The sequence below is a fragment of the Thermodesulforhabdus norvegica genome (assembly GCF_900114975.1).
Taxonomy (GTDB): domain Bacteria; phylum Desulfobacterota; class Syntrophobacteria; order Syntrophobacterales; family Thermodesulforhabdaceae; genus Thermodesulforhabdus; species Thermodesulforhabdus norvegica.
In genome coordinates, this window is record NZ_FOUU01000004.1 from 1 (window position 1) to 25,454 (window position 25,454).

Here is a 25,454-nt window from a genome sequence, read left to right on the forward strand (position 1 = left end):
CGGTTTCAATCCCTCATAGGTACTCTCGCAACCAATCTCATTCCAGTATCTACACCAAATCCCGCCTACCGGTAAACATAAAATTTGGCTGTTGTCAAATCGTTAATTCTTACGACTTTGTCAATTATTACGACCCGTTGCGGTGATAGTAAAGTGTCGTCGATGCTCCGTAAATTTTTGCACGATTGGGGATCGACGGCGGTGATGGGTCTCTAAATGAAATAATCTTCTCCGCCCTTTTTTAATCCTATTATTTCGCGGTTACTGTACCGGGTCGTTTCGAAACAGTAAATAATTATCGAGTCTTCTTCCCTGTTGATGATTTTCTTTAGCTCGGACATTAAGCGGGCAAGCCTTGCTTCCGTTGTCTTACCCTCAAAAACAGAATTTTGAACCCAGTGCAGATATTTTCTGCAGGTTTTTAAAACTTTTGACACCCGCTTCACGTTTACGTCGTACACGAGAATTACAAACATGGCTCTTACCAGGACATTACAAAGGGTTCGTATTCCTGCTCGCCCATAAGATGCTTCTGAATTTTGTAAAGCTCCAACCTGATAAGCTCCCTATAAGACACGTGACGGCCAAGTTTACGATGGTGAAAGGTGGTTCTCATTCGTTCATCAATGTGTCTCACGAAAATTTCCCGACCTTCATCGGTTAGAATTATCCCCTGAAGGCGTTTTTCGAAGTGTTTTGCCTTGAGAATACCTTTATTTAAAACGCTGAAGATTGTTCTGTCCCCTATCACGGGCTTAAATATCTCCGCAACATCCAGGTTCAGGGTAAAGCGCCGAAAATTCGTAGCATGCAAGAAACCGATTCTGGGGTCCAGGTGTGTCTGATAGATTTCGCTAAGACAAAACACGTAAATTAGTGAATTAGCAAAACTTATCAGAGCATTAAGGCGGTTTTGTGGAGGCCTTCTGGTGCGGCTCTCAAAGGCAAATTCATCGTCCGCCAATATAACATCAAAGGCCCGATAATAAAGGTCTCTGACATTCCCCTCAACGGCCATCAATTCAGACACGTTACGGCACTGGTTTATGGAAATGCATAGGTTTTCGATCTTTTCCAGATTTTGGTCGACTTCTTTCCCTCGATTGGCATAGTAACTCAGAACCTTCCGGATATTTTCCACCGCACCACGCACGAACTTCCTTGCCAGAATCAGTCTCTTCTCTGAATCCAGATAATGCTCGCACTGTTTCAAAAGCATATACCCAGAATTGAAATGTTCTCTCGGATAAAAGCTCCCCACGTAATAACCGTAATGATTGAAAAAGTGCATGATTATACTGTGGCGGGACAGAAATTCTAATAGTCTTTTGTTTAAGTTTATTTCCCCGAATATAAGAAGTTCGCTCACTGCCTCAACAGGAACGTACTTTCTGCCGTTTTCCGTCTCCAGATACAGGGTGTTGTCTTTTCTTTTTACGTCACCATTGGAAAAAACATAGACGCTTCGCTTCATGGCTTACTCCATCAGGCAAAGCATAACTCGAAAAAAGCGCATTTCTTGCATTTTCTTTGCTTTTTGACAGAAGGGGGTGTATCGCTGCTACACGTTTGGCTTATGATTTTGACGGTATTAGCCAGATCACTTATACTGGTGTCGTCGAGTTCTACAGTAATTTTTTTGCGCTCCTTTGGTATTCTTATTTCTCCTTTGGCACTAAAGCCATGTGTCTTGAGATTATTAAGATAAAAGAGCAGTTGCATTCTGGCTGCAGTGAGTTCTTTTGATGACTTTTTTATTTCGCAAATAACAAGGCTATTATTTTCCAGGACGATTAGATCGATTTTTATTCCTTCGAGCTGAATCTCTTTCTTATTTCTCGAATAGCTCTCTTCTGAAACGAGTCGCCCAATGACGAGAAGCTCCATGTCGGGATCGGGATTAAGCTGTCGGGCGTAAAACCATGCCTTTCGTGGACACACAAAGTAAGCATTTACGAGATTGCCCGTGATTTTCGGTTCTCCGGTTCTGTCCTGCATTTGGGATCCAATTCCTTTTCGGCGCTTAAAGCAAAAAACTCTGGTCCTTTCTCGGGGAATCTTCCGGTAAAAGCCCCAGTTTGGGATCGTATCCGGCGTCGGCTATCAACAAACCGTCCGACAATGTCTTTAACCTGCCTTCCGATCTCAGCTTCCAGCAGGTACCAAGGGATATGGGCACCAACAGCTGATTTGCTATAAGATGTTTTCCGGCCTGGCGGTGCTCTTGATATTCCTGAAAGAGTTGAATCGGGAGGATTTCTACGGCCTTGAAGAGACCTCGAAAGTCCTCGCTGCCTTCATCCATGTGCATAATCGGCTTTAAGTATTGAAGCACCCTTAGAAAAGATTTCCTGGCCTGGCAAAAACGCCTGTTTTCGCCCTCTGTCCATCCCCAGGAATAAACCCCGGTGATCCATTCTGACATCACAGGTACCGTAAGTTCCGAACCGTTATCAGGTCCCTTTGATGCCGTGTCCTTTATTCGCTGAAGATCGTAAACGTGTTTTAATTTATTTTCGTCGAAGTTTGTTGCAACGTAGATGTTCACTGCTTCGGCATGCTCTCCGTAGCGGTTTACCCTTCCAAAGCGTTGCAACAAATCATCCACGGGAGCGATCTCTGTGAAGAGTGTGTCGAAACTCACATCCAGGGATACTTCAACGACCTGCGTGGCTACCAGGATTCTAAGATCGAGATCGTGTTTTTTCTGGAGTGATTTGATGATCTGTCGTTCAAGGGTAACGCGGTCCTGATGGGTAAATCTGCTGTGCAGAAGGTAGACCCCCGGAACGGCTTCTGCCAGTTCTCTGTAAAGAGCCTGTGCCTGAGCCACCCGATTGGCCACGACGAGAACCTTTGCTCCTTTTTCTGCCCTTTCTATGATATCCGGCAACATCCTTTCCAGCGGCTCATTTCGCCAGAAAATTCGATGACGGGCTTTTTGCAGGAACATCCTGGACCATTCATCTTCGGGTTTTACCCTGAATACCGGAATATCCCCCTGCAGGGCGTCTCTTAAAAGTTCTTTGAGAAATTCGGGAAAGGTTGCACTCATGAAAAGGAATCGTCCCCCCAGTTGCCCGAGCAACCTAACCATTTCAACGATCAGAGCAACGACATGAGCGTCATAGGCATGAATTTCATCGAAGACGAAGATACCGCCCACCATCTCGCTAAGGCCCATCTCCCATCTTCTTATGCCAAAGAGCCACTTCATGAGCTGAAAGGGCGTAGCCAGCTTTAGCGGCTTATGGGCAAGCCGATTGAGCTCTTTATCTATTTTTGCCATAGAGTACGCCGTGTGATAGTCTTCCGTCCTTTCAAAGTAATCCCGAAAGGCGTAGTCCAATGCCCTTGCATGAAGAACTGCAACGTTTTCTTTGCCGAAGAACTCCTCCAGCTTATCCGCCATTGCTTCTATGCTTGCCTGATAGGGGAGGAGGTAAAAGATGCGTTCGCCTTTTTTGCGATTTCTCAGAGCCCACTTTATTGCAGCCAATGTTTTGCCTGAACCGGTGGGAGCTTCAAGAAAGGCGTGTCCCCTGTGATTGCCCACTTCTTCCTGAAATCTTCTTGAAGGTGGCATCTTTCCGGGAAACAGTTCCGTTCGCAAATTTTTTATGCCGGCGCTTACGGCATGGTCTGCCGCCATGAGCCAGCCTCGAAGGAGCACAAAAGGTAAAGAACTGGCATCATAAAAACTTCTGGATCTTAAGAGCTCTTCTCTAAGGTCTGAGAGATACTTTTCGGGGAAAGGCACGCTCTTCAGCCTTTCGGGAAGCTTTATTCCCATGAATTCGTTACGTGAGGACAGGAAGCTTCGAAGCCAGTCCCAGGATGCGGCCATTTCGCCAAGCCTTTGAAGGAATTTCTCTTTCGCTTCGTTTACGAATTCCGGTGTGGGGAGTGGTAATAAACCGGAATCTATCAGTAAATTGTTGTCGGATAGATCCCGGTGGTGTGTCAGTACGGCCGTGAATGCCAGCTTCTGGGTCACATAATCGGGAAATTTGCAGGCCAGCAAGAAGGCTGCCGATAATACCTCGTGGCGAAAATTCCAGGCCTTCTGCCGATCTTTTAAGGAACGCTGGAAACCTTCAGCGCATTTACCTATGTCATGGCTGAGCCCGGCGATAACAAGAGCCTCCGAGACTTTGCGGGCCCCTTCAGAACCCAGGAGTTTTTCCCAGTGAACAGAGTAGGCCTCGGTGATCTCCCTACAGTATTCCGAAACGTCCTTGAGATGCTCCGACAGCGGGATCGGGGGGTCACCAGATTTAGCCAGCAGTTGCTGACGTGCCATTCGATGTCCACTCCTTTCGAAATAAAAGCACAACATCTCCGCCTTCCCGGTTTCTGACGAGCCAGTCCCCGGCGGTTTCCAGCCGGACGGGATTGTGAAAATCCACAATGCCAAAAACGGCCATTTTCAGGGGGCTTCGTACGGGCTCGTCGTTAAAGGCAACCGGAAGGTTATAAAGAATTGCCGAACCCGACATCTTTGAAATCAGTTCGAAAGGCACGAGACATCCGCGGACCTCTCCATCTGAGACCCTCTGCAAAGAGACCCGCCTGATTTTTTCAACGAAGGCAACGTCCTGGGTTCGGCCAAGAAGCAGGGTATATCGAGGATTGCGAAAGCAGTTTTCCCAGCGCAGGGGGAGATAAAGAATCAGACGGGGCATTACGAGAAATTCCCGCCTGACGACCGTGCTTTTTCCGGGTTTTGCAGGCGCTCCAACTTTGTTCCTTTCGAACTGATAGATCTTTTCCAGATCTTCCCCTCTGCTTTCGTACTCAAATCGGTAAGCCATCCAATCGACTTCTTCAGGCAGTATCCATCTTCCGGTAGCGGCCGAAAGAAGCCCGTAAATAGTAGAAAGGGGCGGCACGGTCAGGGTCAGTTGATGCCCTACGTAATGAGGCACCCTGAAAGAAGCGGTATAAGCCGCGATCTCAATTCTTATGCCTTCCAGCATGGGTCTGCATACTCCTTCCGGCAAAATCACAGGGCACTGAAAACCTGATCCACCAGTTCTGCTGCCTTTTCGAGGGCCTGATTGGGCGTGCCGACCACATCAATCAGGTCTGAAAAAGGTTCATCCTTCGTGAATTTACTTAAAACTTCTTCTTCATTGGCTAACAGAGCCGGTCGATAGCCGAAGAACACAGGCTTACCGTTACCGGATAAGAGCACACGGTCTTTGTAGTCGGTCAGCACAGATTCCAGCCTTTGAAGATTCAGAACGATCCTTTCGTTATTTATGTCGGCTTCGAAGATTCTTTGAAATGGGGCATTACCGCCGTCCAGGAAGCCTACCAGCACCACCACCGGACTGACTTCCGAGAGGTTGCGGGCGAGCTGAGCGCCACCCCTCAGTCTTGCCAGAGCCTTCAAAGCGTCCCGAACTCGTCTGATGCGCTCCTCCAGGTTTATCCGATAAACCCTGTCGTCTTCCTCATCCTTTTCGAGCACATCGGAGTGAGCCTTTACCAGTTCCTCTGAAAGATCGGCCATCTCACCTTTAGCAAACCTGCCCACGTCACTTAAGGAGATGGTAAAAACCCCTTGAAGATAGGTGGTATAATGCTCCGATTCAAAGGGTATGATATCTGCGTCCGGGGGCAGATTTCGGGAGAAGTGCCCGAAGTCACGGGTTATCACGTTTGGCAAAACGGAAATAAGAAGACTGTTTTTCAGCGGAGATATTCTCCTGTATGTACCGGATCCCGTGTCGGCAGAGGACGAGGGCTTTTTTCTTTTTCTTGCAGCCATATAGCCGAAGATATCGTCTTCTTCGTACAGAATGGGATCTCCCGCCGTATAAGCGCTTTTGGCCTCACGGGTTACTTCGCTCGGCTTCCAGCCAAAATCCTGATAAAGCACTTCACGCCACCAGCGCCTCCAGGCCTGACCGGATACATAGGGAAAACGCAGCCGTCCGAGTCGGATCTGTTTAACCACAACGGCGTTATCAACCCTTAAACCTTCGGCCTGCCCTGCGTTGTTAAGAGCAGCCCCGTTTGCCTCGACGAGCACGGCACCTGTAATAACCGGATAAGCCATTTCTCCCTCCTCTGGCTAGAATAATTCTTCCCGGTCTTCGAAAGAAATAACTTCCTCGGGCAAGCTCCCGTTACCCGCGGTCTTTTCGAACAAAAAGGCCAACAGATAATCTCTTAATAACCAGAGCATTCCTCTGTCTTCGAGAGGCACCAGGAAAACGAAATCATTAAAACCGATTGCTCCATCCCGGACCGCCCTTAGATAAACTCCACGAATTTGAGCAGGGCTTCTGGCAGTTTGAAGTCTGGCAATCCAGCGCTCCGGAGACGGCAAGCTACCCAATAATCGTTCGCCGATTTGCCTGATCCGTTTTATGATCTGATCTTCAACGAGGATCACTTCATTTTTCGTAACTTCCGGAAATTCCAGACCCCTATCCCTGCAATTCTGCCATTCGTAAATTACCCCGAGAACCATGTCCCTGATTTCTGAGGCTCTTAAATCGTCGTTAGGAGGCAGCAGTGTGTAGAACTGGTCGTGAGTTATCAGGCCTTTTTTTACGAAATCCAGAAAGAGGCCATATAGATTCTCGCTTTTACGCAGTTGCATAATGTACTTACGGGAGTCGTCATCCCTGGCTATTTTAATACCCAGGTTTTCAATTATGCTGAGTTTGCTTTCGAGCATTTCTAAAACCTCCAGAAGGTAAAGACCCTGAGCCACCCATCCGCCTCTGAGGGACGGAGTTTTTCCTTCGGCTTCGTTTCCGTGATCGAGACACAGGGCGATGATTTTTTCGCGGTTCAGCATTCTTAAAGAAACATCTCTGACGAAAGCTTCGCGGCCTTTTTTATCTTTATCGTCCAGATTCTTCGGTACTCGCAGCAACTCACGGCGGAAGCGGTCGAAAAAATGATTACCTTTTATTTGAAGCCCTGCCAGAAACTTCAGCAATTTATTGGGAATGGAGTAGGCCGTTACGAAGGGCTTACGGAGATCGTTTGAAAAGATGTAGGCCGTCGTGGGCATTGGATTAAGGCAAACATTTCTTAATTGATATCCGGCCCTGGATAGAAGCTCACAAAGTACGTAAAGGACCGTTCCGGCATCTCCTGCCGTCTGCCACTCGTTATAGAACTTCAGAGGGGAGTTGGAAGATTTTGCCAGTTCAAATTTGGCCCAGCAGTAAGTCTTTGAAATTTCAGAGGCTATTTCCGGTGACTGAATGTGCAGAAACCAAAGGCGGCCGGTACCTCCGGTTCTCGTTATGGACATTGGGAGGAACCTTATGGCAAAGGCGCAGACTCCGCATATTGTGACACCGGCAGTAAAGGCAGAGTAAAAATTTACCATTCCTGAAAGCATGGGAACTTTGTCTTTGCGAACGGCAACGGTTCCCTCCGTGGGCGCCTTCCGTCCGCAGAGTAGGCAGGTTGAACTGCCGTTGTTTTTCAGACAGAGAAGGGCGCGTTCTAAATCGGCCTTAAGGGCATTCCGAAATTTTTTCCTTACTGCTTCCGGTCCCCCTTTCCAGTTTGAAGGGTTTACCAGTTCGCTGTTGGGGAAGACCTGTGAAAGCTCCTTCCTTGCAAAAGAATCTTCGACATTAATTCCGAGGCTCTGGTCGCTGAGAAGTATTTGCTCCAGCCTTTCCGCTGCTTTCCTCAATTCTTCGTCTTTTACTTCTTCTGGTTTTAAGGTTTCCGTTGCGGCCAGGATTGCCGCAATACCGGCATCAACAAAGGGGTTTCCCGTCCAGAGGATGCCCATTTTCCATCTCCCTGATCGGCTAAAATCCATAAATTCCCTGCAGGGCTCCGTTAACTGTAGCGATTATGATCAAAGTAACGGCAATATTCAATGCCTCATCAGTTATTACGGAGTTGTGCAGGATTTTTTCAAAAAAAAGATGATCAATAAATTAAAAATGGATTAAGATGGGTTACCTTGATCGACTTTCCCGGGATAGAATCTCTTCGAAAGCCCTCTGGGCCTTGCGGAGTTCCTCTTCGAGTTTTTCGATCAACTTCGGGGTATTCGAGGGCCATTTATCTATGGTGTTAAGTTCAATCTCTCTGGCAATTTCTGAAACGGTCATTGCTCCCATCAGGGCACTGCTGGACTTGAGGCTATGAGCCGCGCGGTGAAACGCTTCGAGGTCTCCTCTCGCTGCGGCGTCGTGCATTTCCATGAGCAGTTCGGAGGAACGATCCAAGTATAGTTTAACCATGCGTTTGAGAAATTCTTCTTCGTCGTTGCCGCTGAAAGAGCGAACTTTGTCCAGAACCGATTTATCGAGAACAGGGGGGCTTGGGCGGTCTTGATCGAGACTTTCCCTCCTGTGCGAATCCTCTACCGGTGCAGTGGTCCGGGATCCCAGAAACTTCTCGATTATTGCCTTCATTTGTTCCACCGTAAAAGGCTTACTCAGGTAATCATCCATCCCGGCATTAAGACATTTTTCTTTATCTCCTTTCATTGCATGTGCCGTAAGTGCCACGACGGGGGTTTTTTTTCGAGGCGTCAGGCCTTCATGTTCCATGCGTCGCAGTTCCTTTGTGGTTTCGTAGCCATCCATTTCCGGCATCTGACAGTCCATAAACACTAAATCGTAGCCTTCCGATTTGAGTTTTTTAAGAGCCTCCTTTCCGTTGGAAGCTATGTCAACGCCGTAACCGAGAAGTTTCAGGACCTGGCGACAGTATTCCTGGTTCACGGGGTTGTCTTCCACGACGAGGATTTTCCCGTTCCCTCCGGAAGAGGCCGCCGTGGTTTCCGGAATTTTTTCGTCCCCCGCGTCGGCGGCAGTCGTCCACGGAAGTAAAGAAGTCGTTTTTTTCAGGTTCATCAGACAGTCGTAGAGCAGTGAAGTTTTTACCGGCCTGGTTAACCAACAGCTTATTCCGTGTTCATCTTTTGATCCGTTAATTACTTTACTTACTGACGAAATGATCACCACCGATGTGTCCGATGTAGCCGGATTTTGCCTGATTGCCCTCGCAAGCTCAAGGCCGCTCATTTCAGGAGCGTCCGCATCGGCGATAACCACATCGTAGGGGCTACCTTCAGAAACTCTTTTTTCTATCTTTTCCAGGGCCTCATAACCGTTTTCTGCTTCATCGGGAAGGGTTCCCCACTTTTTTAATGTGCCCACCAGGGTTTCGCGATTTACCGGGTGATCGTCAACCACCAGGACACAAAGCCCCGAAAGCGGACCGTCTGCCGTTTTTTCAGCATGTTCTTCCCAGGAAACCACAGGTAAGTCGAGGCAGAAACTAAAGATCGTCCCTTTACCGGGCTCACTTTCCAGCTCAAGTCTTCCTCCCATAAGTTCCACAAGACTTCGAGCTATCGCAAGCCCCAGACCTGTACCTCCGAAGCGACGCGTAGTGGAACCGTCGGCCTGAGCAAAAGCCTCGAAGATAACATCCTGTTTATCCTTGGGAATCCCGATTCCGGTGTCTTTTACAGAAAAGTGAATCAAGGCCCTTGTTGAGCGGGCAGCTCCGCTTTTAGCAAGGGAAACTCTGCAGACTACTTCGCCGCTCTCGGTGAACTTGACGGCATTTCCTATAAGGTTGATAAGAACCTGGCGGATTCTGTCAGGGTCTCCTACGACACTGGCCGGAAGGTCGGGATCCAGGGCACAGATCAGCTCCAGCCCTTTTCGTTCTGCCGGCTCGGCAAACAGGGCTACCACTTCTTCGACTAGTTCCTTAAGCCGGAATTCCGTCATGTTGAGTTCCATTCGGCCTGCTTCTATTTTGGAAAAGTCCAGTATGTCATTTATGATCGAAAGGAGGATCTGGCCTGAATCCTTTACGTGTTCTGCCAGTTGCCTCTGATGATCGTCCAGTACGGTTCGTAACAGGAGATCTGTCATTCCTATAATTCCGTTAAGAGGTGTTCGTATCTCGTGGCTCATATTAGCCAGAAACTGACTTTTGGCACGACTTGCCGCTTCGGCAGCGTCTTTTGCTTCTCTGAGCTCATCAAGCTTCCGCTCCAGTTCCTCGTTTAATCTGACGAGTTCCTCGGTCCGGCGGGAAACCAGCTCTTCCAGACGCTCTCTGTGCTTTTGCAATTCTTTGTCGCGTTCTTCAATCTGTTCGAGCATTTCGTTGAACATGTCAACCAGACTGCCCAGCTCGTCATCCGATCTCTTGCGCACCCTGAGGGAATAATCTTTTTCTCTGGATATTCGTTGCATAGCTCTGTGAAGGGCCACGACCGGATCGGAAACGATGTGATGAAGGCGGGATGCAATGAGAAAGCCCAGGAAGATTGATATGAAAAACACGGCAACGACTATCTGGAGACCTTTAAATATGCTTGCATATAAAGCGGTCATGTCGCGAGTTACATAGATGAAGCCCAGAATTTCTTTTTCAAAGACGACGGGCTCCATCACGTCCAGTTCACCCTTGGCGAATATCTCAAGTATTCTGGAGACTTGACCACCGTACCAGTTAGCTCTTTCCAATTCCTTCATCACATGTTGAATCATCTCACTTTCTGACTCACCCTCCCTGAGATAGGAAGCGAAGATGCTTTTGTCCGGTCGGAAGACAAAAGCCGCCCTGATGTCGCCTACGGATTTCAACGACTGGAGTGTATCGGCTGCGGCGGCTTCATCGTTAAAGCTGAGGGGAGCGACGCAATTGGCACTTAAAACCCTGGTGATGCTGGAAAGTTGCTGTATGGCGTTTAAGGAAAATTCGTAGCATTGAAATGCGATGAATCCCAGGGAGGCCAGAGCAAGAGTGGCGGCGCTGACAAGTATCATAAGGCCTGTTAGCTTCTTTCTGATGGGCCAAGAAGCAAAGGCGGACATTTTATTTCCTCCCGGCCAAGCTATTCTATAACTCGTCGGGCCAGTTTTAACAGCCTGGAGCTGATCTTGATTCCGGACTTCCTGGCCTGACGCAGATTTATGTTAAATCGGAGTTTATTCCCTTCCCGAAAAAGCTGGATAATGCCCCCCATCCGGCAAAAGTCGGGCCTGTCGCCTATGGTTAGAACGGGATCATTGCGGAACTTATGCAAAAGCGAAGGGACCATTGCATTATTTGAACTATCATCAATAAACAGGGCATGGCAAATTCTATCGTTACCTGCTTTCTCGAGTTCTAAAACTTTTACGGTTCTCTTACCGATTTTCCTGCCCTCAAGGTCCTTTAGGCTTTCTGTCATGGCTGGAGGGGCGGAGGTGCACAGAAGAAGGGTATCTTCTTCGTCAGATCTCGACGGCCATTCGGTGAATTTGAGGAAGTTGTAAACAAAAGCGGCTTTAAGCCTTTCTTCGGAGATTCCCGAATCATATGCCGGAGAATTCTGATCGGAGGATACATCCGTTAACAGAAAGACCGTACAGAAGGCGATCAGGGTAAGTAGAGTTTGCAACTTCATGTTAACCAATTAACTTTTCGTCCGAATTCAAAAAGACCAGTTGATCCTGAAGAAAAAAGACCTTTCTACTTCACCGACCGGAGACGGCAAAACAAAGCATTTTCCGAACTCGGGATGAACCGGATCAAATACGTTTTGCCCCACCAGACTCACCTCCAGATTGGGTCGTGGCCGCCAGGCCAGGCGCAGATCGGCCGTAAAATAGGAAGGAATGTCCTGTGCCTGAAGGTCACTGACGTAACGCATCCACAGATCCAGTTCCAGATTCGCCGGTAAATCCCACTGGGAGCGCAGGGATAGGATATGGGAGGGCCACGCTTTCTCAAAGTCTTCTCCCCAGAATAGGGTGTTTTGCTCGCCTTCCGGATGAAGAAAAAGTTTTGTAAAGGTGTAAGCAGCCTTCAGCCTCCACCAGTCCGTAAGGCTGGCGTTTGCTTCAACTTCCAGTCCGTAAACCTCTCCGTTCATGATGTTTTCTATTTGGGTTGTCGCTTCGAAGTGTGGTACAGGGTCGAGGGTTAATGTGAAATTTTCAGGCTCCGGAACTGCCGAAAGGTTATCATAGCGATTGTAGAATACCGCCATGTCGAGCGTAAGTCTTTCGGAGAACTGGGAGCGGTATCCCGCTTCAAAGGCAAGCAACTCTTCAAAATCCAGATCTTCGTTTCCGTAAGCTTTAAACAGGACGATGTCTTCCGGAGATTGTCGCGAACCTGGAAAGGCAACTCGTGTATTCCCCGTTAATTCCCCTCTGGACGGCGTCCTTATCGCTCTTGATACTGCCGCCCAGAGCCTGTTTTTATCGTTTATTTTCCACATCAGGCGTCCTGTTGGCTGAAGGTCGATCCCGACGTTTTCATGATATTCCGCCTTGGTGCCGACCACGAAAGTGAGTTTGTCCGGAATTAATGCCAATTCGTCCTGAAGAAAAGCATTGAGTATCACCCATTCGTTTGCTTCCGGGTCAAGACGGTAGCCGTGAATTCCCTTTGTGTCCGTCCGGTAGAAACGAAAACCCGCTCCCCAGGTCCACCAATGACGCTCTTTCCACCTGAGTTCCCGCTGATATTCAACATCAAAAACGGTGTTGTTCCAGTCCATTACTGCGCTTCCCGTGGACTTTTCGTATTGAACAAAAGCCCGAATCTGGTGAGCATTGCCGGTACTGTTTTCACGACGCCATTGACCTGAAAAGTAAACCGAGTCGTACACCTTTGTAGAAGAATGGCAGATGTGACAGCTAAAGGCAGGGCCGGCCAGGTTCTGGGTAATTTCCAGATGATCTCCCTTCCAATGCTGTACTTGCCCCTGGAACATAATAGATTCTCCGTAGGACGGCCTCAGATCCAGTCGAAAACCGCCCATGATTTCTCGCCAGTCGTCAACATCCTTTTCTCCGTTGATCTTTTTCCCTTCGTCGTGCTCTCTGGCTTTCAGATAGACGCGGTAAGCTCCATCCTTGCCGATTGAATCCCCGTATCGAAGGGACAGGATCTCCCGATCCTTGGTGCCCGCTGCTGCCGACGCATACAGTCCCTGTGTATCGGAAGCCTTTTTCGTTATGATGTTTATAATGCCGTTTACGGCGTTTGCTCCCCAGATGCTCCCGCCGGGCCCTCTGATTACCTCAACTCGCTCTATGTCTTCCAGTATGGTATCCAGATACTCCCAGAAAACGCCGGAAAAAAGAGGGTTGTAAACGGTTCTTCCATCCACAAGTACCAGAAGTTTGTTGGCAAAACGATCGTTGAAGCCCCGTACTGAAACGGCGTAGGCCTGGGCGTCTATTTTGGCAACGTGAACACCGGGAACCATCCGAAAGAGATCCGCAACGGTTGTGACTCCGGATCTTCGGATATCTTCGGCTGTGATCACATAGACGGCCCCCGGAGCATCTTTCACTTTCTGAGTTCTTTTGGTAACGGATGAAATTTCTATATTCATAAGTTCTTCGAGGCTAAGAGTTGTGAGATCCAGGGCTACGGAGGGGGTAGCCGATAAAGAGATCTTTAAGAAAAACATTAGCGCAATTAAAAGAACCGGGCGGGACACAAAGTTTTTATTTTTGATTTTTATTTTCATTTTGCCTGTGGAACCTTCGAAAAGCTGCAGATTAATGCCGTCCCGGACGGACTTTTCTTTTTTAGCATAGATTAAAAATTCTAAGTAAGCAAAACTTTGTGGTTGGTTTGCTTAACCTGCAGGGTGCTGAGTCCACGGATCTGGTGTAAGCGGTCGATTTGAAGGGTTGCCGAAACAGGGTGGGACATTCTGCTTGACACAACGCCCGGAAGGGGGTATTTTAATTGCACGATTGTGCAAACATACACGAACGGGAACCGGAAAAAAACCATGAATTGCTGTAAAGAAACCGAAGCACTGGAAAGGCTTCTGTCTCCAGAATTCTTTAAAGCCCTTACCGATCCCAATCGCATAGCCATCGTATGCGTGCTCAGTAAATCACAAATGCCGCTTACGGTAACTCAAATAGCCGAAAATTTACCGGTGGACATATCCGTAGTGTCGAGGCATCTCGCAATCCTCAGGGATGCCGGTATTCTTCTTGCCAGAAAAAAGGGCAAGGAAGTTCGGTATTCGATCAATACGGGTGAATTAATACGCTTCCTGCGAGCCCTTGCAGATGCCTTTGAAGCATGTTGCCCTCGACAATGGCCTCTAAATCTTCCAGAAGAAAGGTTCGATAACAGCTCAAAAAACAGTGAGGATGACGATGAAAGATAAAAAAGAAGAAGTTCGAAGGATGCTTCTCAACTACTACGGCAAAATTGCCTCTGGGCATCGCAAAGGTTGTTGCAACGAAGTCCTTTCCTGCTGTGGCGGCCCTCAGAAAAATGATGAAGTATTCGGTAAACTCGGATATTCCCCGGATGTTTTTGAGAGAGTTCCCCGGGAGGCAAATCTCGGGCTCGGTTGCGGAAATCCCCTGAGGTCGGCATGTCTTAAACGGGGTGAAACCGTTCTTGATCTGGGATGCGGAGCCGGGTTTGATTGCCTCATTGCAGCGGGCGAGGTTGGAGAGGAGGGACTCGTAATCGGTGTTGATATGACCCCGGAAATGATTGCCAGGGCAAGGGAAAACGCCGAAAAAGCCGGATGCAGAAACGTTGATTTTCGGCTTGGCGATATAGAAAAACTGCCTGTTGCCGATGAAAGCGTCGATGTGGTCATTTCAAACTGCGTTATAAACCTTTCGCCTGAGAAGGAGCGGGTATTTCGTGAGGCTTTCAGGGTGTTGAAACCCGGAGGAAGACTGGCGATTTCAGACATTTTGGCGCTTAAAGAGTTGCCGCAGGAGATAAAAAGGAATCCGGATCTTTATGCAGGTTGCATATCGGGTGCTGTTACGGCGGAAGAGATCGAAAGGATTCTCAGGAAGGTCGGTTTTGTCGATATCAGTATTGAGCCTGTTCCGGGAAGCAGTTCTTTTATCAGAGACTGGGCACCGGGGGTTGGCGTCGATGATCATGTCACCTCGGCTTTGATCATAGCGAGAAAACGCGTTTAAGACCTGTGCTGTTTCTTTAATGAGGTTCCTTTTCTTCTTCGATTATTTTGAGAAAAAGTTCCACTATCCCGGGATCGAAGTGTTTTCCTGACTGAAAGGTGCTGATGATTGTGGCTGAGTGATCGGATCGTGTCGGATTTCAGCAGTTTAGCCTTTCGGAGAGATTTTCTCGGGAAGCCAGAATCAGGCTTTTTTCAAAGATTTTTTCGCGATCGTCTCCTGATGACGAATCTACGCAAAAGATGTCTAGTGCCAGACCCAGGCGTTTTGAGAAGAAGAAATAATAATTTTTTATCGTCTGAAGGGGATTATCAGGTGCTTTTTTTAGCTTTATCAGAAGATCCACATCGCTCGTCCCGCTGTGAGTTGCCGCAGCTAAAGAGCCAATGAGTCTTATTTCGAGGATTTCGGGAAAGGTTTTCAGAGCTTCGATGGAAATTTCTATTAAGCGGTCAATGAGTTTACTACGATTGAGGGAGATGGCTTTCACAGAACCTGATGATTCTATCTGCCGCACCTAGGGCCTCCTGGGCCTGTGATTTTGTGAAATAATCCGCCGGTTTCCCCGAAGCAAAACCGTTGGGATAACGGGCAGGAATGTAATAGAAGTCCAGCAACCTTCCCAGGTCTACTAACTCTTCGGGGACAAACAGTATTTCCTGAATTTTTTTTAGCATTTCCGTTAAAGAATGCCCCCAAAGGGTTAACCCCTTCACCATACCAGGAGCCTTTATGGCTTTTTCTGCAGCCTGCTGACATGTAAAACATGCCCATTCGTAGTATCCGTAACGAAAATCCAGCAGTGCTCGTTCGTAATCCCTTTTTCCCTGTTCATACCAGTCACGCCATCGGTTCGCCATAATACCTTTCCGGGGTTTGAATTGTAGAATTGAAAATATATTTTTGTGAAATCAAAGTCACAATAAAATTTTAACCCCTGTAATCCGGCACGAACCAAAGAAGCTTTGCCGATCCATTAGGTTGGGATGAAGGCCCACCTGCGGAACTTAATCTTTAGGTTTCATTCCCACCGATATCCTCGTGATGACGGTAACCGAGGGCATGGGATTCAAAGAGCTGCGTTTTCATCAAAGAACGTGAAGGATACCCAAAAAGCTTTGTAAATCTAACTTCTCTTTTACTACGTGAGTTACCTGACCAGCATGGCAGGAGTCACACAATCCCGAAAGGATAAACTCGGTATGCCTTGCTGTTTTGTATGCAAGTGATTATCATAAACGGTAACATTGCGGATCAGCGTAACAATTATGCTAATTTAGCCGGAGGTAATGCCATGAGGGAAAAGCATTTATCTAAGATTTCAATCTTGATGGTATGTTTTTTGTCTGCTTTGTCGGCCTACACTTATGCCTTTGATACGGAACTTGCTAAGAAATTCTACGGCATGTTTTCTCAAATGACCCCCGAGGTAGTAGCCCAAAAGCCCTGTCAGATTACCCCGGCCAGGGTTCTCGAGATGATCAAAGCCAGGGAGCCTTTCCTGTTTCTGGACATAAGAACACCTCAGGAAACCGGAATTGTCGGACTGACCTACCCGGACACACTCAGAATTCCCATGAACGAGCTTTTCCGAGAAGACAATCTCGGCAGGCTTCCGAAGGACAGAAAGATCGTGGTCGTGTGCCACAGCGGCACGAGGGCTGCCCCGGTTGCCATGGCTTTAAAGATGCTCGGTTTTGATGCCTATCTCTTGAAAGGAGGCCTTCCTGCGCTTGCCCGGGAAGCGGGAACCAACGTCGTGGAGCTTTTTAAATAATCACCTCCATTGTTAATCGATCGGTTTGAGTGTAAGGATGCCGGAATTTCGGCCGCGATGATCGGATGAACGTAAAATTATGGAGGTCAGGATGAAAAAAGGTTCAGTGTTGTTAATTTTTTTCGCCTGTGTTGCAACTATTTCGATCTTACCCTATCAGGGGCATACCCGGATGGACGACGGTAAAGCCCTTTTCGAAACCAAATGCAGTGTGTGTCACGGACTTGATCGTCCCAAATCCCTTCTAAAATCCAGAGAAGAATGGGTTGAGACCGTCACGAGAATGAAGGCCAAGCCGGGTGCATCCATTACGGACGAAGAAGCGGAGGCAATTGTGGATTATCTGACCACTCATTACGGAAAGCAGTAACTCGGTAAAAATAGCCTGCTGATGTATGAGAACGGAGGTTAGCGATGAGGCTTAAAGGTAAGAAAATAGCCCTTTTGGCCGAAAATAACTATCAGGATCTTGAGCTGTGGTATCCTTATTTGAGGATGCTGGAAGAAGGGGCTGAGGTGAAAATAGTGGGCACGGGCAGTTCTCAAACCTACACGAGCAAGTATGGTTATCCGGTGACCGTCCATATCTCGGCCGACGAAGTATCTGCCGACCAGATCGACGCCGTAATCATTCCCGGAGGTTACGCTCCGGATCTTCTTCGTCGTTACGGGTCGGTTACGAAACTAGTAAGGGAAGCTTTTGAGAAGGGCAAGGTTGTTGCCGCCATATGTCATGCCGGTTGGGTGCTGATTTCTGCCGGCATTCTCAAAGGCCGAAGAGCGACGAGCTTTTTTGCAATCAAAGATGACATGGTGAACGCCGGTGCCCTGTGGGAAGATTCGGAGGTCGTCATAGACGGAAACCTGATTACTTCGAGAAAGCCGGAAGATCTGCCCGCCTTTTGCAGAGCAATAATAGAAAGGCTGGCGGAGTGACCACGAAAGGTTTTTAAACTTTGAATTTCCTGAGGATTTTTGACGGTGGGTTACTGTAGCCCGGGGTTTATTCTGGGCCGATCAGGTGTATTTTCACCGACATTTTGATTTTACGAGAAGAACTTTTTCTATTATGAAGAACCTGCTTCTGGTAAAGTCTGGGGGATCTGTGTGAATCAGGTGGACCGATTTCTGGAGAAGATTCATGAGAATTGCTGCAATAAAGCGCCAGGACGCCGAAGTAGCCGCAATCTTGACGGATTTCGGCTTTCTGCCTCTGCCTTCAGTTAACGATCGCTTCGGTAAAGAATGGCCTGTTGATATTCTGGGCATTCTGACCGAAGGAAAGCTTGATGAAATAAAATCATGGTTCAGTGAAAGCGAAATCTCGTCTTCCGAAAAGGTTAAAGATCTCTGCGTGCCGCTGGAAAGTGTCCGTTTCGCTCCCCTTTACAGACGTCCGAGGAAGATATGGGGAATTGGCCTGAATTATAAAGCCCATGCCGAGGATTTGTCTGAAAGGGTCCCTACGCAGGAACCGGCCAGTTTCATGAAGCCGGACACCACGATAATCGGTTATGGTGATGAGATAAGGATACCCACCATGTCGGAGAAAACCACCGGAGAGGCCGAGCTTGTGCTTGTTTTCGGTAAAAAGTGTAAGAATGTGGAGGCCTCCGAGTGGTTGACCGTTTTGGCCGGATTTACTTCGGCAATTGATATGACGGCCGAAGATATTCTCAGACGAAATCCCAGAAACCTGACTCAGTCCAAAAGCTTTGATACCTTTCTCAGCCTTGGTCCGATCCTTTACACCGCTGACGAAGTGGATGATGTTTACAGTTTAAAGATACAGACCGTGATAAACGGAAAAGTTCATGCAGAAGATGTCGTTTCCAATATGACCTTCCCTCCGGATTTTCTCGTTTCCTATCACTCCAGAATCATGACCATGCTACCCGGTGACATAATCCTTACCGGAACGCCCGGTGCAGTTCCTCTGAAAGAGGGTGATGTCATCGAGTGCCGAATTACGGGGTTTCATCCCCTGGTCAACCCTGTTGTGGACTTGAAATTAAGACGTAACCGGTGACCCTCCGATAATCTTCCTTCATGGGCAGTGCTCGCTAACAGGTTGAATTTGTTGTTGATGTTTTCCGATGATTGATGTTAAAGGTAGTTATATTCCTTTAAGGGTTTCGAATTTGGAATCTCGGGTTCAGGAAAACAATTTTTTCGGGGGTATAGAATGAGTGTCCGCGGTTTTTTCGGAAAGCTCCTTTCTGTGGATTTGTCATCGGGAAGCTGGTTTACGGAACCTCTGGAATCCCGGGTATTTGAAAATTATCTGGGAGGTAAGGGTCTGGCTACTTATCTTCTGCTCAAGAGAAACCCCGAAGGCGTGGATCCTCTTTCGCCGGACAATCTCATCATAATTGCGCTTGGGCCGTTTTCTGACAGCCCCCTCCAGGGTTCCTGTCGGCACGGCATTTTTTCCAAATCTCCTCTTACCCGTTTTTATGCTGAATCCTATTCGGGTGGTAGGGCTGCCGATGTTATAAGCAGGGCCGGTTTTGATGCTCTTTGCATTTCGGGAGCCTCGAACAATCCGGTCTGGCTGTGGATTACCGATGAAGGTGTGAGATTCAATGATGCTACCGACCTATGGGGGCTTGATACCTTTGAAACAGAGCGACGGATTAAGGAAATTATCGGCGATGATGCTGCCGTGCTGTCAATAGGTCCTGCAGGTGAAAATCTGGTTCTGTTTGCCGTCGTGGAGAACGACAGGTGGCGGTCTGCAGGCCGGACGGGAATGGGAGCTCTTCTTGGTTCGAAGAAGATAAAAGCTCTTGCGTTTTCGGGGAAACGGCGAAGGCCCTTTTACGATTACGACGGACTTGCGGAATATGCAAAAAAAAGCATTAAAGATTGGAAAGATCACCCCGCAGCGCAGGCGTACCGTAATTACGGAACGCCGATGATGGTAGCTCTTCTAAACAGTGTCAACGGTTTTCCAACCCGCTACTGGCGTAAAGGCTTTTTCGACCGGTGGCAACACATCAGTGCGGAGTTGCTCAAAGATCATCTTGGTGCCAGGCCCAGGGCCTGCAGGAAGTGTTTTATGGCCTGCGGGAAATTTCTGGAAATAAAAGAAGGGCCTTACAAGGGGCTCGTTATAGAAGGTCCGGAATACGAAACCATTTATGCCTTTGGAGGACTTTGTGAAATAGATCGACTTGACGCCATTGCCTATCTGAATGACCTGTGTGACAGACTGGGAATGGACACCATAACGGCGGGCAACCTTGCAGCTTTTGCCGTAGAAGCTTCGTACCGGGGAAAGTTGCCTTTCCGGATAACCTATGGAGACGTTGAAGGGATTGCAAATCTTCTGAGAGATGTAGCTTACAGGCGAGGGGTTGGTGAGGTTCTCGCCGACGGTATTCGGAGGGCTGCCAGAGAATGGGATATGGAAGATCTGGCGGTTCACGTCAAAGGACTGGAGCCTGCAGGATACGACCCCCGGGTGTTGAAAGGGATGGGGCTGGCGTATGCCGTCAGCGATCGCGGAGCCTGTCATTTAAGGAGTACCTTTTACAAAGCCGAGCTCGCAGGGCTGATACCTCCGGACCAAATTGAAGGCAAGGTGGAAATGTTCCTTGATTTTGAAGACAGATGTACCCTGCATGACTGTGGAATACTTTGTCGGTTTTACAGGGATTTTTATCTATGGGATGAGCTTGCAGAAATTTATGGAATGGCCACGGGTTTGCACTTCGATCGAGCTCGTCTGAGGAAGATTGCATCGTCGGTGGTCGATAATACCCGGCGATTCAACCTTCGAGAAGGTCTGACTGCGGAAGATGATTCCCTGCCGAAAAGATTCTTTACCGAACCTCTGGAAAACGGGGCCCTTATAACAGAAGGTGAATTTATGCGGTTGCGTGATGATTACTATAAAGCCAGAGGGTGGTCGAAAGAGGGCATCCCGACTTCAAGGGATCCCCTATTGGATTGATTTCCTGCTTTGTTTAACCAGACTTAACCAGGAGGGATCGGTTATGAAGCGGTGGGGTTTTAACCTGGTAGGCCTGCTGGCCCTGTGTTGCCTGGTGGTGGTTCCTTTTTATCGTGTTTATGCCGACTCGAAGCCCATAAAACTGGGTTTTATTTACATTATGTCGGGCCCTTTTGCGACCTATGGACAATTTGCCAGGCAGGGAGCCGAGCTGGCCGTTGATGAGATAAACTCAAAGGGAGGGATACTCGGCAGAAAGGTTGAAGCTCTTTTTGAGGATTCCACGGGTAAGCCCGATGTCGCCGCAAGAGCGATGAGGAAACTCGTTTATCAGGATGGGGTTGACTGTCTTATCGGCCTGGATTCAAGCGGCGTTGCCAAAAGCGTGGTTCCTCTTTTAAAGGAGATGAAAACCCCGCTGATAATCACTCATGCTGCAACACCTGATGTTACCGGGTCTCAGTGCAACAGATACGCCTTCAGAATTTCGGTTAACCTTGCACAGAACGTAAAGGCTGCGGCATTGCTGGCATCTGAAATGAAAGCAAAAAAATGGACCACCGTTGGGCCTGACTATGCCTTCGGTCATCAGTCCTGGGAATATTTTCAAAAGTATCTTAAGGAGTTAAAGCCTGATGTCCTGTTTATGCCGGATGATCAGGTGGCTTTTGCGCCGATCAAAACCACCGATTTCAGCCCTTACATCACGAAAATTATGCATGCAAAGCCTGAAGGTGTGTTGATTTCTCTCTGGGGTGGAAACCTGATAGATTTCGTCAGGCAGGCTTCGGAAATGGGATTTTTCAACGGCGAGTGGGAAGTGCTGATGACTCTTGGAGCGGCAACGGAAGTTTTGTATGCCCTGCAGGACAAGATGCCCGAAGGAATATGGGTTGGAACGAGGTACTGGTTTCTGGGGAACGAATCCCCCGTTAACGTTGCCTTTCGGGAAGCCTACCTGAAGCGATACGGTCAATATCCTTCTTACAATGCTCATGGCGCCTATGCTGCCGTTTATGCTTATAAAAAAGCCGTTGAGATGGCCGGCTCTACCGAAAAGGAAGCCGTTGTAAAAGCCCTGGAAGGCCTGGAGATAGAACTGCCTGTGGGTCTCGTGAAGATTCGACCCGAAGATCATCAGGCCCTTACGCCAGCAACCTGGGGCAAAACGGCGGCCGATCCAAACTACCCCATCAGAATTTTGAAACCTGTCAGGGTTTTCCCTGCCGATCAGGTTACGCCACCTGTTGAACAGACCGGTTGCAAGATGGAATAAGGTCTGGAGAGAGGGGCTTTGAACCCTCTCTCCTTTTCGTCTCGGATCGGAATTGTCGGGGAAGTGGACGATCATGGATACCCTTATGATAAATCTTCTGAACGGTTTAAGCTGGGGCACTCTTCTGTTTCTTATATCTTCGGGGCTGACCGCCGTGTTCGGCGTGTTGGGGGTTCTCAATTTCGCCCACGGATCGTTGTTCATGCTGGGTGCTTATCTGGGGATGCAGTTTATGAAATGGACTTCCAGCTTCTGGGTGGGATTGTTGATAGGGCCTGTTCTCGTTGCTTTTGTGGGTGTGATTATGGAAATGGCTCTTCTGAGGCCCGTGTACGGGAGGGACGTAACCTTTCAACTTCTTCTTACTTTTGCCGTGCTGCTGGTGCTTGACGATGCCGTAAGGATCATTTGGGGGCCGGGATATCATGTGGTTGATCCTCCCGAAGTACTTGCGGGTTCGGTTACCCTCTTCGGGCAAAGCTATCCTGTTTACAGGATTTTTCTCATGGCCGCCGGTCCTGCCGTCGGCATTTTGCTGTGGTTTTTCTTCCGGAGAACCAGGTGGGGGAAAATCATCAGGGCTGCGGCTTTCGACCGTGAAATGGCAGAAGGCATAGGGCTAAAGGTTCCCCGGATATTTACTCTGGTTTTTGCCATGGGTACCTGGCTTGCGGCGCTTGGGGGTGCCCTGTCCGTTCCTTATCAGAGCCTTGGGCCGTCGCTGGGCGAAAAGATTATCATTGAGAGTTTTATAGTCGTTGTGATCGGAGGAATGGGTAGCTTTCCCGGGGCTTTTGTAGGGGCCGTAGCACTTGGCCTCCTGGAGTCTTTTGGAACCATGTTTGCCGGAAGAGTTCAGATGGCATTGCCCTATATGCTGCTGGCACTGGTGCTTTTGGTGCGTCCGGCCGGGTTGTTTGGAAAGGAGGCGTGAGAAGTTGGGCGGGAAATTCGTCAGGTCACTGTTAAATTCCCCTTACTTCGGAATCTGCCTGTTTATGGTGCTTGCCCTAATGATTCCCCGGTTTATTCCGCTTTATTGGACCATGATAGCCACAGAGATTCTCATTATGGGTCTTTTTGCAATGAGTTTTAATCTCCTCTTCGGCTACGGAGGGCTCCTTTCTTTCGGGCAGGCCGGATTTTTCGGGGTAGGAGCTTATACGGCGGGTATAATGCTAACCAAAGGAGTAAACTCGTACCTGCTGATAATACTCGGATCTATGGCTTTGTCTTTCGTGGTTTCCCTGATTGTCGGTTTCTTCTGCGTCCGGAGGGATGAAATATTTTTCGCAATGCTTTCTCTTGGTTTCGGAATGATGCTTTTTACGGTAGCCCATAACTGGCTGGAGGTAACGGGCGGCAGTGACGGCCTGCCCGTTGGTACCATTCCCCCCGTAAAAGCTGTGTTCTTTGAAGTAAGCTTATTTAATCCCCTGAACGGCTACTATTTTGTTCTGACTCTGGTTTTTCTTTCCATGCTCTTTCTTAAGGTGATTACGGATTCTCATTTTGGGTTAATTCTTCGTGCATCGAAGGAAAACAAAGAGAGGCTGGCTTTTTCAGGCGGTAATGTTGCGCTTATAAGGCTGGTTGCCTTCGTCATAGCCGGAACATTATCGGGGCTGGCCGGGATGCTTTTTTGCATTTACAACCGTATGGCAACCCCTGATATGCTTCACTGGAGTTTTTCGGCCCGGCCTGTGCTTATGAGCATACTGGGAGGATCGTCCGTTTTCTGGGGACCTTTTGTAGGTTCGGTGATCTTCTTTGTGCTGGAACAAATCGTGACGGACATAACGGAGAACTGGCTTTTTGTTCTGGGAGCCATTCTCATCCCTGTGGTGATCTTTTTCCCGGAAGGGGTGTTGGGAACGGTATTGAAGGTCCTTCGGAGGTTCCTGCATGCAGGCGTCAAGGGGTGAAATTCTTCTTCAGGTCAACGGTGTTAGTCATCGCTACGGTGATTTCGTGGCTTTGCAGGATGTTAACATAAAAATTCCGTGGGGGCAGTTGACGGCTCTTATTGGCCCAAACGGTGCTGGTAAGACGACCTTTTACAATGTGGTGTCCGGCAAATTTCGCCCCACTTCCGGACGGATTATTTTCAAGAATAAAGACATCACGGGGTATCCACCTCACAGGTTGTTTCGCATGGGCCTTGCCAGGTCTTTTCAGATAACCAATACTTTTGGCAATCTAACGGTTCTTGAAAATGTTATGGTTCCCATCATTTTGCGTAACGGGAAGGGTTTTCGGATATGGAGTTCTGTAAAAAAGGATCGGTACAGTCGTGATGAAGCCCTTGGTATTCTCGAACTTGTAGGGCTTGAAGAGTTAAGCCGGAAGTTTGTTAGAGAGCTTTCCTACGGAGATCGCCGACTTCTCGAGATCGCAATAGTCCTTGCCGGAAAACCCGACATGGTTCTTCTGGATGAGCCGACGGCCGGAATGACCCCGGAAGAGACGGATAAAACGATTAATCTCATAAAACACCTTGCAAACACGACGGGGATAACCTTCTTCCTGACCGAACACGACATGAAGGTAGTGTTTTCGGTTGCTGAATACATTTATGTATTGCATCAAGGTCGGTTGCTGGCTCAGGGAAAGCCCTTAGAAATCAGGGAGAACGAACAGGTTAAAGAAGCTTATCTGGGGGGGGCTCTTGATTCTTGAAGTCAGAGACATTCACGTTTACTACGGCGATAGTTATGTTCTTCAGGGTTTGAGCTTAAACGTCGGGGAAGGCGAGCTCGTATGCCTGCTGGGAAGAAATGGAGCCGGTAAGACCACCACAATGCGGTCTATAATGGGCTATGCCAGACCTTTTAGAGGGGAAATAATTTTTAGAGGGCAAAAGATCAACGGTACTCCGGTTTATCAGGTCGTTAGCATGGGCATAGGCTACGTTCCGGAAGACCGAAGAATTTTTGCGAATCTTACGGTAGAAGAAAACCTGGAAATAGCATTCAGACCCCGACACGACGGGAAAGATGTTTGGACACCGGAGAGAGTTTTTGAGGCTTTCCCGCTTTTGCGAAAGCTTCGCAACAAAAAAGGAGGGCAGCTTAGTGGAGGAGAGCAACAGCTTTTGGCAATAGCCAGAGCTCTGGTATTAAATCCTTTACTGCTTCTCCTTGATGAACCCTGCGAAGGGCTTGCTCCGGTTGTGGTTGAACTCCTCGGTGATGTGATAGCAGGTATAAAGAAGGAAATTCCCATCTTGCTGGCAGAGCAAAATGTGGCCTTTGCCCTCAGACTTTCTGATAGAGGATACATTATCGAAAAGGGACGAATATGTTTTGAAGGCACAAAGGAAGAATTACTCGAAAACAGGGATGTTCAGTGCAGGTATTTGGCGGTCTAATGGGCTTTGTTACGGGATAGAGTCAAAGGACTTTCAGCTACCTTAAAGAAAAAACCTCTAATTCCTTCAAAAGATTCCGGGACCTGTTCCTGATGGAAAATCTCGGCTCGATTTAAGGTTGGAAACATTTA

The 25,454-nt window shown here is 48.3% G+C and carries 24 protein-coding genes; 12 read left to right on the top strand and 12 right to left on the bottom strand.

Going from position 1 to position 25,454, the window contains the following annotated elements:
• Nucleotides 1-212: 212 nt before the first annotated feature.
• The 10 genes from cas2 to BM091_RS07100 all read right to left on the bottom strand — a co-directional run bounded on the left by cas2 (nt 213) and on the right by BM091_RS07100 (nt 13,498).
• Nucleotides 213-476 (bottom strand): CRISPR-associated endonuclease Cas2, encoded by a 264-nt coding sequence (gene cas2, locus BM091_RS07055; RefSeq protein WP_093394575.1) that lies wholly within the window; start codon nt 474-476, stop codon nt 213-215.
• A gap of 5 nt (nt 477-481) precedes the next feature.
• Nucleotides 482-1,474 carry a type I-B CRISPR-associated endonuclease Cas1b gene (cas1b, locus tag BM091_RS07060; RefSeq protein WP_093394577.1) on the bottom strand — a complete coding sequence of 331 codons (993 nt, stop codon included), beginning with the start codon at nt 1,472-1,474 and terminating at the stop codon, nt 482-484.
• Nucleotides 1,475-1,485: 11 nt separating this feature from the next.
• Nucleotides 1,486-1,998: a CRISPR-associated protein Cas4 gene (cas4, locus tag BM091_RS07065; protein ID WP_093394578.1), complete on the bottom strand. Its 513-nt coding sequence runs from the start codon at nt 1,996-1,998 to the stop codon at nt 1,486-1,488.
• A 25-nt stretch (nt 1,999-2,023) separates the two neighbouring features.
• Entirely contained in the window at nt 2,024-4,303 is a 2,280-nt protein-coding gene (locus tag BM091_RS07070; RefSeq protein WP_093394580.1) for a CRISPR-associated helicase/endonuclease Cas3, read from the bottom strand.
• Complete coding sequence (gene cas5b / locus BM091_RS07075) at nt 4,278-4,979, bottom strand: type I-B CRISPR-associated protein Cas5b (RefSeq protein WP_093394581.1); 702 nt, start codon at nt 4,977-4,979, stop codon at nt 4,278-4,280. The genes BM091_RS07070 and cas5b overlap by 26 nt, the downstream gene beginning before the upstream one ends.
• A 26-nt stretch (nt 4,980-5,005) precedes the next feature.
• Nucleotides 5,006-6,067, bottom strand: a complete 1,062-nt coding sequence (gene cas7i / locus BM091_RS07080; protein ID WP_093394583.1) for a type I-B CRISPR-associated protein Cas7/Cst2/DevR — start codon at nt 6,065-6,067, stop codon at nt 5,006-5,008.
• Nucleotides 6,068-6,082: 15 nt separating this feature from the next.
• Nucleotides 6,083-7,777: a type I-B CRISPR-associated protein Cas8b1/Cst1 gene (locus tag BM091_RS07085; protein ID WP_177193566.1), complete on the bottom strand. Its 1,695-nt coding sequence runs from the start codon at nt 7,775-7,777 to the stop codon at nt 6,083-6,085.
• A gap of 172 nt (nt 7,778-7,949) precedes the next feature.
• The gene (locus BM091_RS07090) at nt 7,950-10,841 is read right to left on the bottom strand and encodes a response regulator (RefSeq protein WP_093394584.1); all 2,892 of its coding nucleotides are present in this window, start codon (nt 10,839-10,841) and stop codon (nt 7,950-7,952) included.
• Nucleotides 10,842-10,861: 20 nt separating this feature from the next.
• The gene (locus tag BM091_RS07095) at nt 10,862-11,416 is read right to left on the bottom strand and encodes a YfiR family protein (RefSeq protein WP_093394586.1); all 555 of its coding nucleotides are present in this window, start codon (nt 11,414-11,416) and stop codon (nt 10,862-10,864) included.
• 27 nt (nt 11,417-11,443) lie between these two features.
• The gene (locus BM091_RS07100) at nt 11,444-13,498 is read right to left on the bottom strand and encodes a TonB-dependent receptor plug domain-containing protein (protein WP_093394587.1); all 2,055 of its coding nucleotides are present in this window, start codon (nt 13,496-13,498) and stop codon (nt 11,444-11,446) included.
• 270 nt (nt 13,499-13,768) lie between these two features.
• Between BM091_RS07100 and BM091_RS07105 the strand changes: the two genes are divergently transcribed.
• Together BM091_RS07105 and arsM are read left to right on the top strand one after the other, a co-directional pair.
• The gene (locus tag BM091_RS07105; protein ID WP_093394589.1) at nt 13,769-14,158 is read left to right on the top strand and encodes an ArsR/SmtB family transcription factor; all 390 of its coding nucleotides are present in this window, start codon (nt 13,769-13,771) and stop codon (nt 14,156-14,158) included.
• Nucleotides 14,148-14,942 (top strand): arsenite methyltransferase, encoded by a 795-nt coding sequence (gene arsM, locus BM091_RS07110; protein WP_093394590.1) that lies wholly within the window; start codon nt 14,148-14,150, stop codon nt 14,940-14,942. The genes BM091_RS07105 and arsM overlap by 11 nt, the downstream gene beginning before the upstream one ends.
• A 139-nt stretch (nt 14,943-15,081) precedes the next feature.
• Here the strand turns inward: arsM and BM091_RS07115 are convergent, their stop codons facing one another.
• Together BM091_RS07115 and BM091_RS07120 are read right to left on the bottom strand one after the other, a co-directional pair.
• A complete protein-coding gene (locus BM091_RS07115; protein WP_093394592.1) occupies nt 15,082-15,459 on the bottom strand; it encodes a nucleotidyltransferase domain-containing protein in 378 nt (125 codons plus the stop codon).
• Nucleotides 15,407-15,802, bottom strand: a complete 396-nt coding sequence (locus BM091_RS07120; RefSeq protein WP_093394593.1) for a HEPN domain-containing protein — start codon at nt 15,800-15,802, stop codon at nt 15,407-15,409. The genes BM091_RS07115 and BM091_RS07120 overlap by 53 nt, the downstream gene beginning before the upstream one ends.
• A gap of 434 nt (nt 15,803-16,236) precedes the next feature.
• Between BM091_RS07120 and BM091_RS07125 the strand changes: the two genes are divergently transcribed.
• The 10 genes from BM091_RS07125 to BM091_RS07170 all read left to right on the top strand — a co-directional run bounded on the left by BM091_RS07125 (nt 16,237) and on the right by BM091_RS07170 (nt 25,323).
• Nucleotides 16,237-16,719 carry a rhodanese-like domain-containing protein gene (locus BM091_RS07125; RefSeq protein WP_218148830.1) on the top strand — a complete coding sequence of 161 codons (483 nt, stop codon included), beginning with the start codon at nt 16,237-16,239 and terminating at the stop codon, nt 16,717-16,719.
• 91 nt (nt 16,720-16,810) lie between these two features.
• Nucleotides 16,811-17,089: a photosystem P840 reaction-center cytochrome c-551 gene (locus BM091_RS07130; protein WP_177193567.1), complete on the top strand. Its 279-nt coding sequence runs from the start codon at nt 16,811-16,813 to the stop codon at nt 17,087-17,089.
• Nucleotides 17,090-17,133: 44 nt separating this feature from the next.
• Nucleotides 17,134-17,655 carry a type 1 glutamine amidotransferase domain-containing protein gene (locus BM091_RS07135; RefSeq protein WP_093394596.1) on the top strand — a complete coding sequence of 174 codons (522 nt, stop codon included), beginning with the start codon at nt 17,134-17,136 and terminating at the stop codon, nt 17,653-17,655.
• A 205-nt stretch (nt 17,656-17,860) separates the two neighbouring features.
• Nucleotides 17,861-18,748 carry a fumarylacetoacetate hydrolase family protein gene (locus BM091_RS07140; RefSeq protein ID WP_093394598.1) on the top strand — a complete coding sequence of 296 codons (888 nt, stop codon included), beginning with the start codon at nt 17,861-17,863 and terminating at the stop codon, nt 18,746-18,748.
• 156 nt (nt 18,749-18,904) lie between these two features.
• Nucleotides 18,905-20,677, top strand: a complete 1,773-nt coding sequence (locus tag BM091_RS07145; RefSeq protein WP_093394600.1) for an aldehyde ferredoxin oxidoreductase family protein — start codon at nt 18,905-18,907, stop codon at nt 20,675-20,677.
• A 43-nt stretch (nt 20,678-20,720) separates the two neighbouring features.
• Complete coding sequence (locus tag BM091_RS07150) at nt 20,721-21,953, top strand: ABC transporter substrate-binding protein (protein WP_093394601.1); 1,233 nt, start codon at nt 20,721-20,723, stop codon at nt 21,951-21,953.
• A gap of 73 nt (nt 21,954-22,026) precedes the next feature.
• The gene (locus tag BM091_RS07155) at nt 22,027-22,887 is read left to right on the top strand and encodes a branched-chain amino acid ABC transporter permease (RefSeq protein WP_093394603.1); all 861 of its coding nucleotides are present in this window, start codon (nt 22,027-22,029) and stop codon (nt 22,885-22,887) included.
• A 4-nt stretch (nt 22,888-22,891) separates the two neighbouring features.
• Nucleotides 22,892-23,878 (top strand): branched-chain amino acid ABC transporter permease, encoded by a 987-nt coding sequence (locus tag BM091_RS07160; RefSeq protein WP_218148831.1) that lies wholly within the window; start codon nt 22,892-22,894, stop codon nt 23,876-23,878.
• Nucleotides 23,859-24,632: an ABC transporter ATP-binding protein gene (locus tag BM091_RS07165; protein WP_093394604.1), complete on the top strand. Its 774-nt coding sequence runs from the start codon at nt 23,859-23,861 to the stop codon at nt 24,630-24,632. The genes BM091_RS07160 and BM091_RS07165 overlap by 20 nt, the downstream gene beginning before the upstream one ends.
• The gene (locus tag BM091_RS07170) at nt 24,622-25,323 is read left to right on the top strand and encodes an ABC transporter ATP-binding protein (protein WP_093394605.1); all 702 of its coding nucleotides are present in this window, start codon (nt 24,622-24,624) and stop codon (nt 25,321-25,323) included. Before BM091_RS07165 ends, BM091_RS07170 begins: the two co-directional genes overlap by 11 nt.
• Nucleotides 25,324-25,454: the final 131 nt, after the last annotated feature.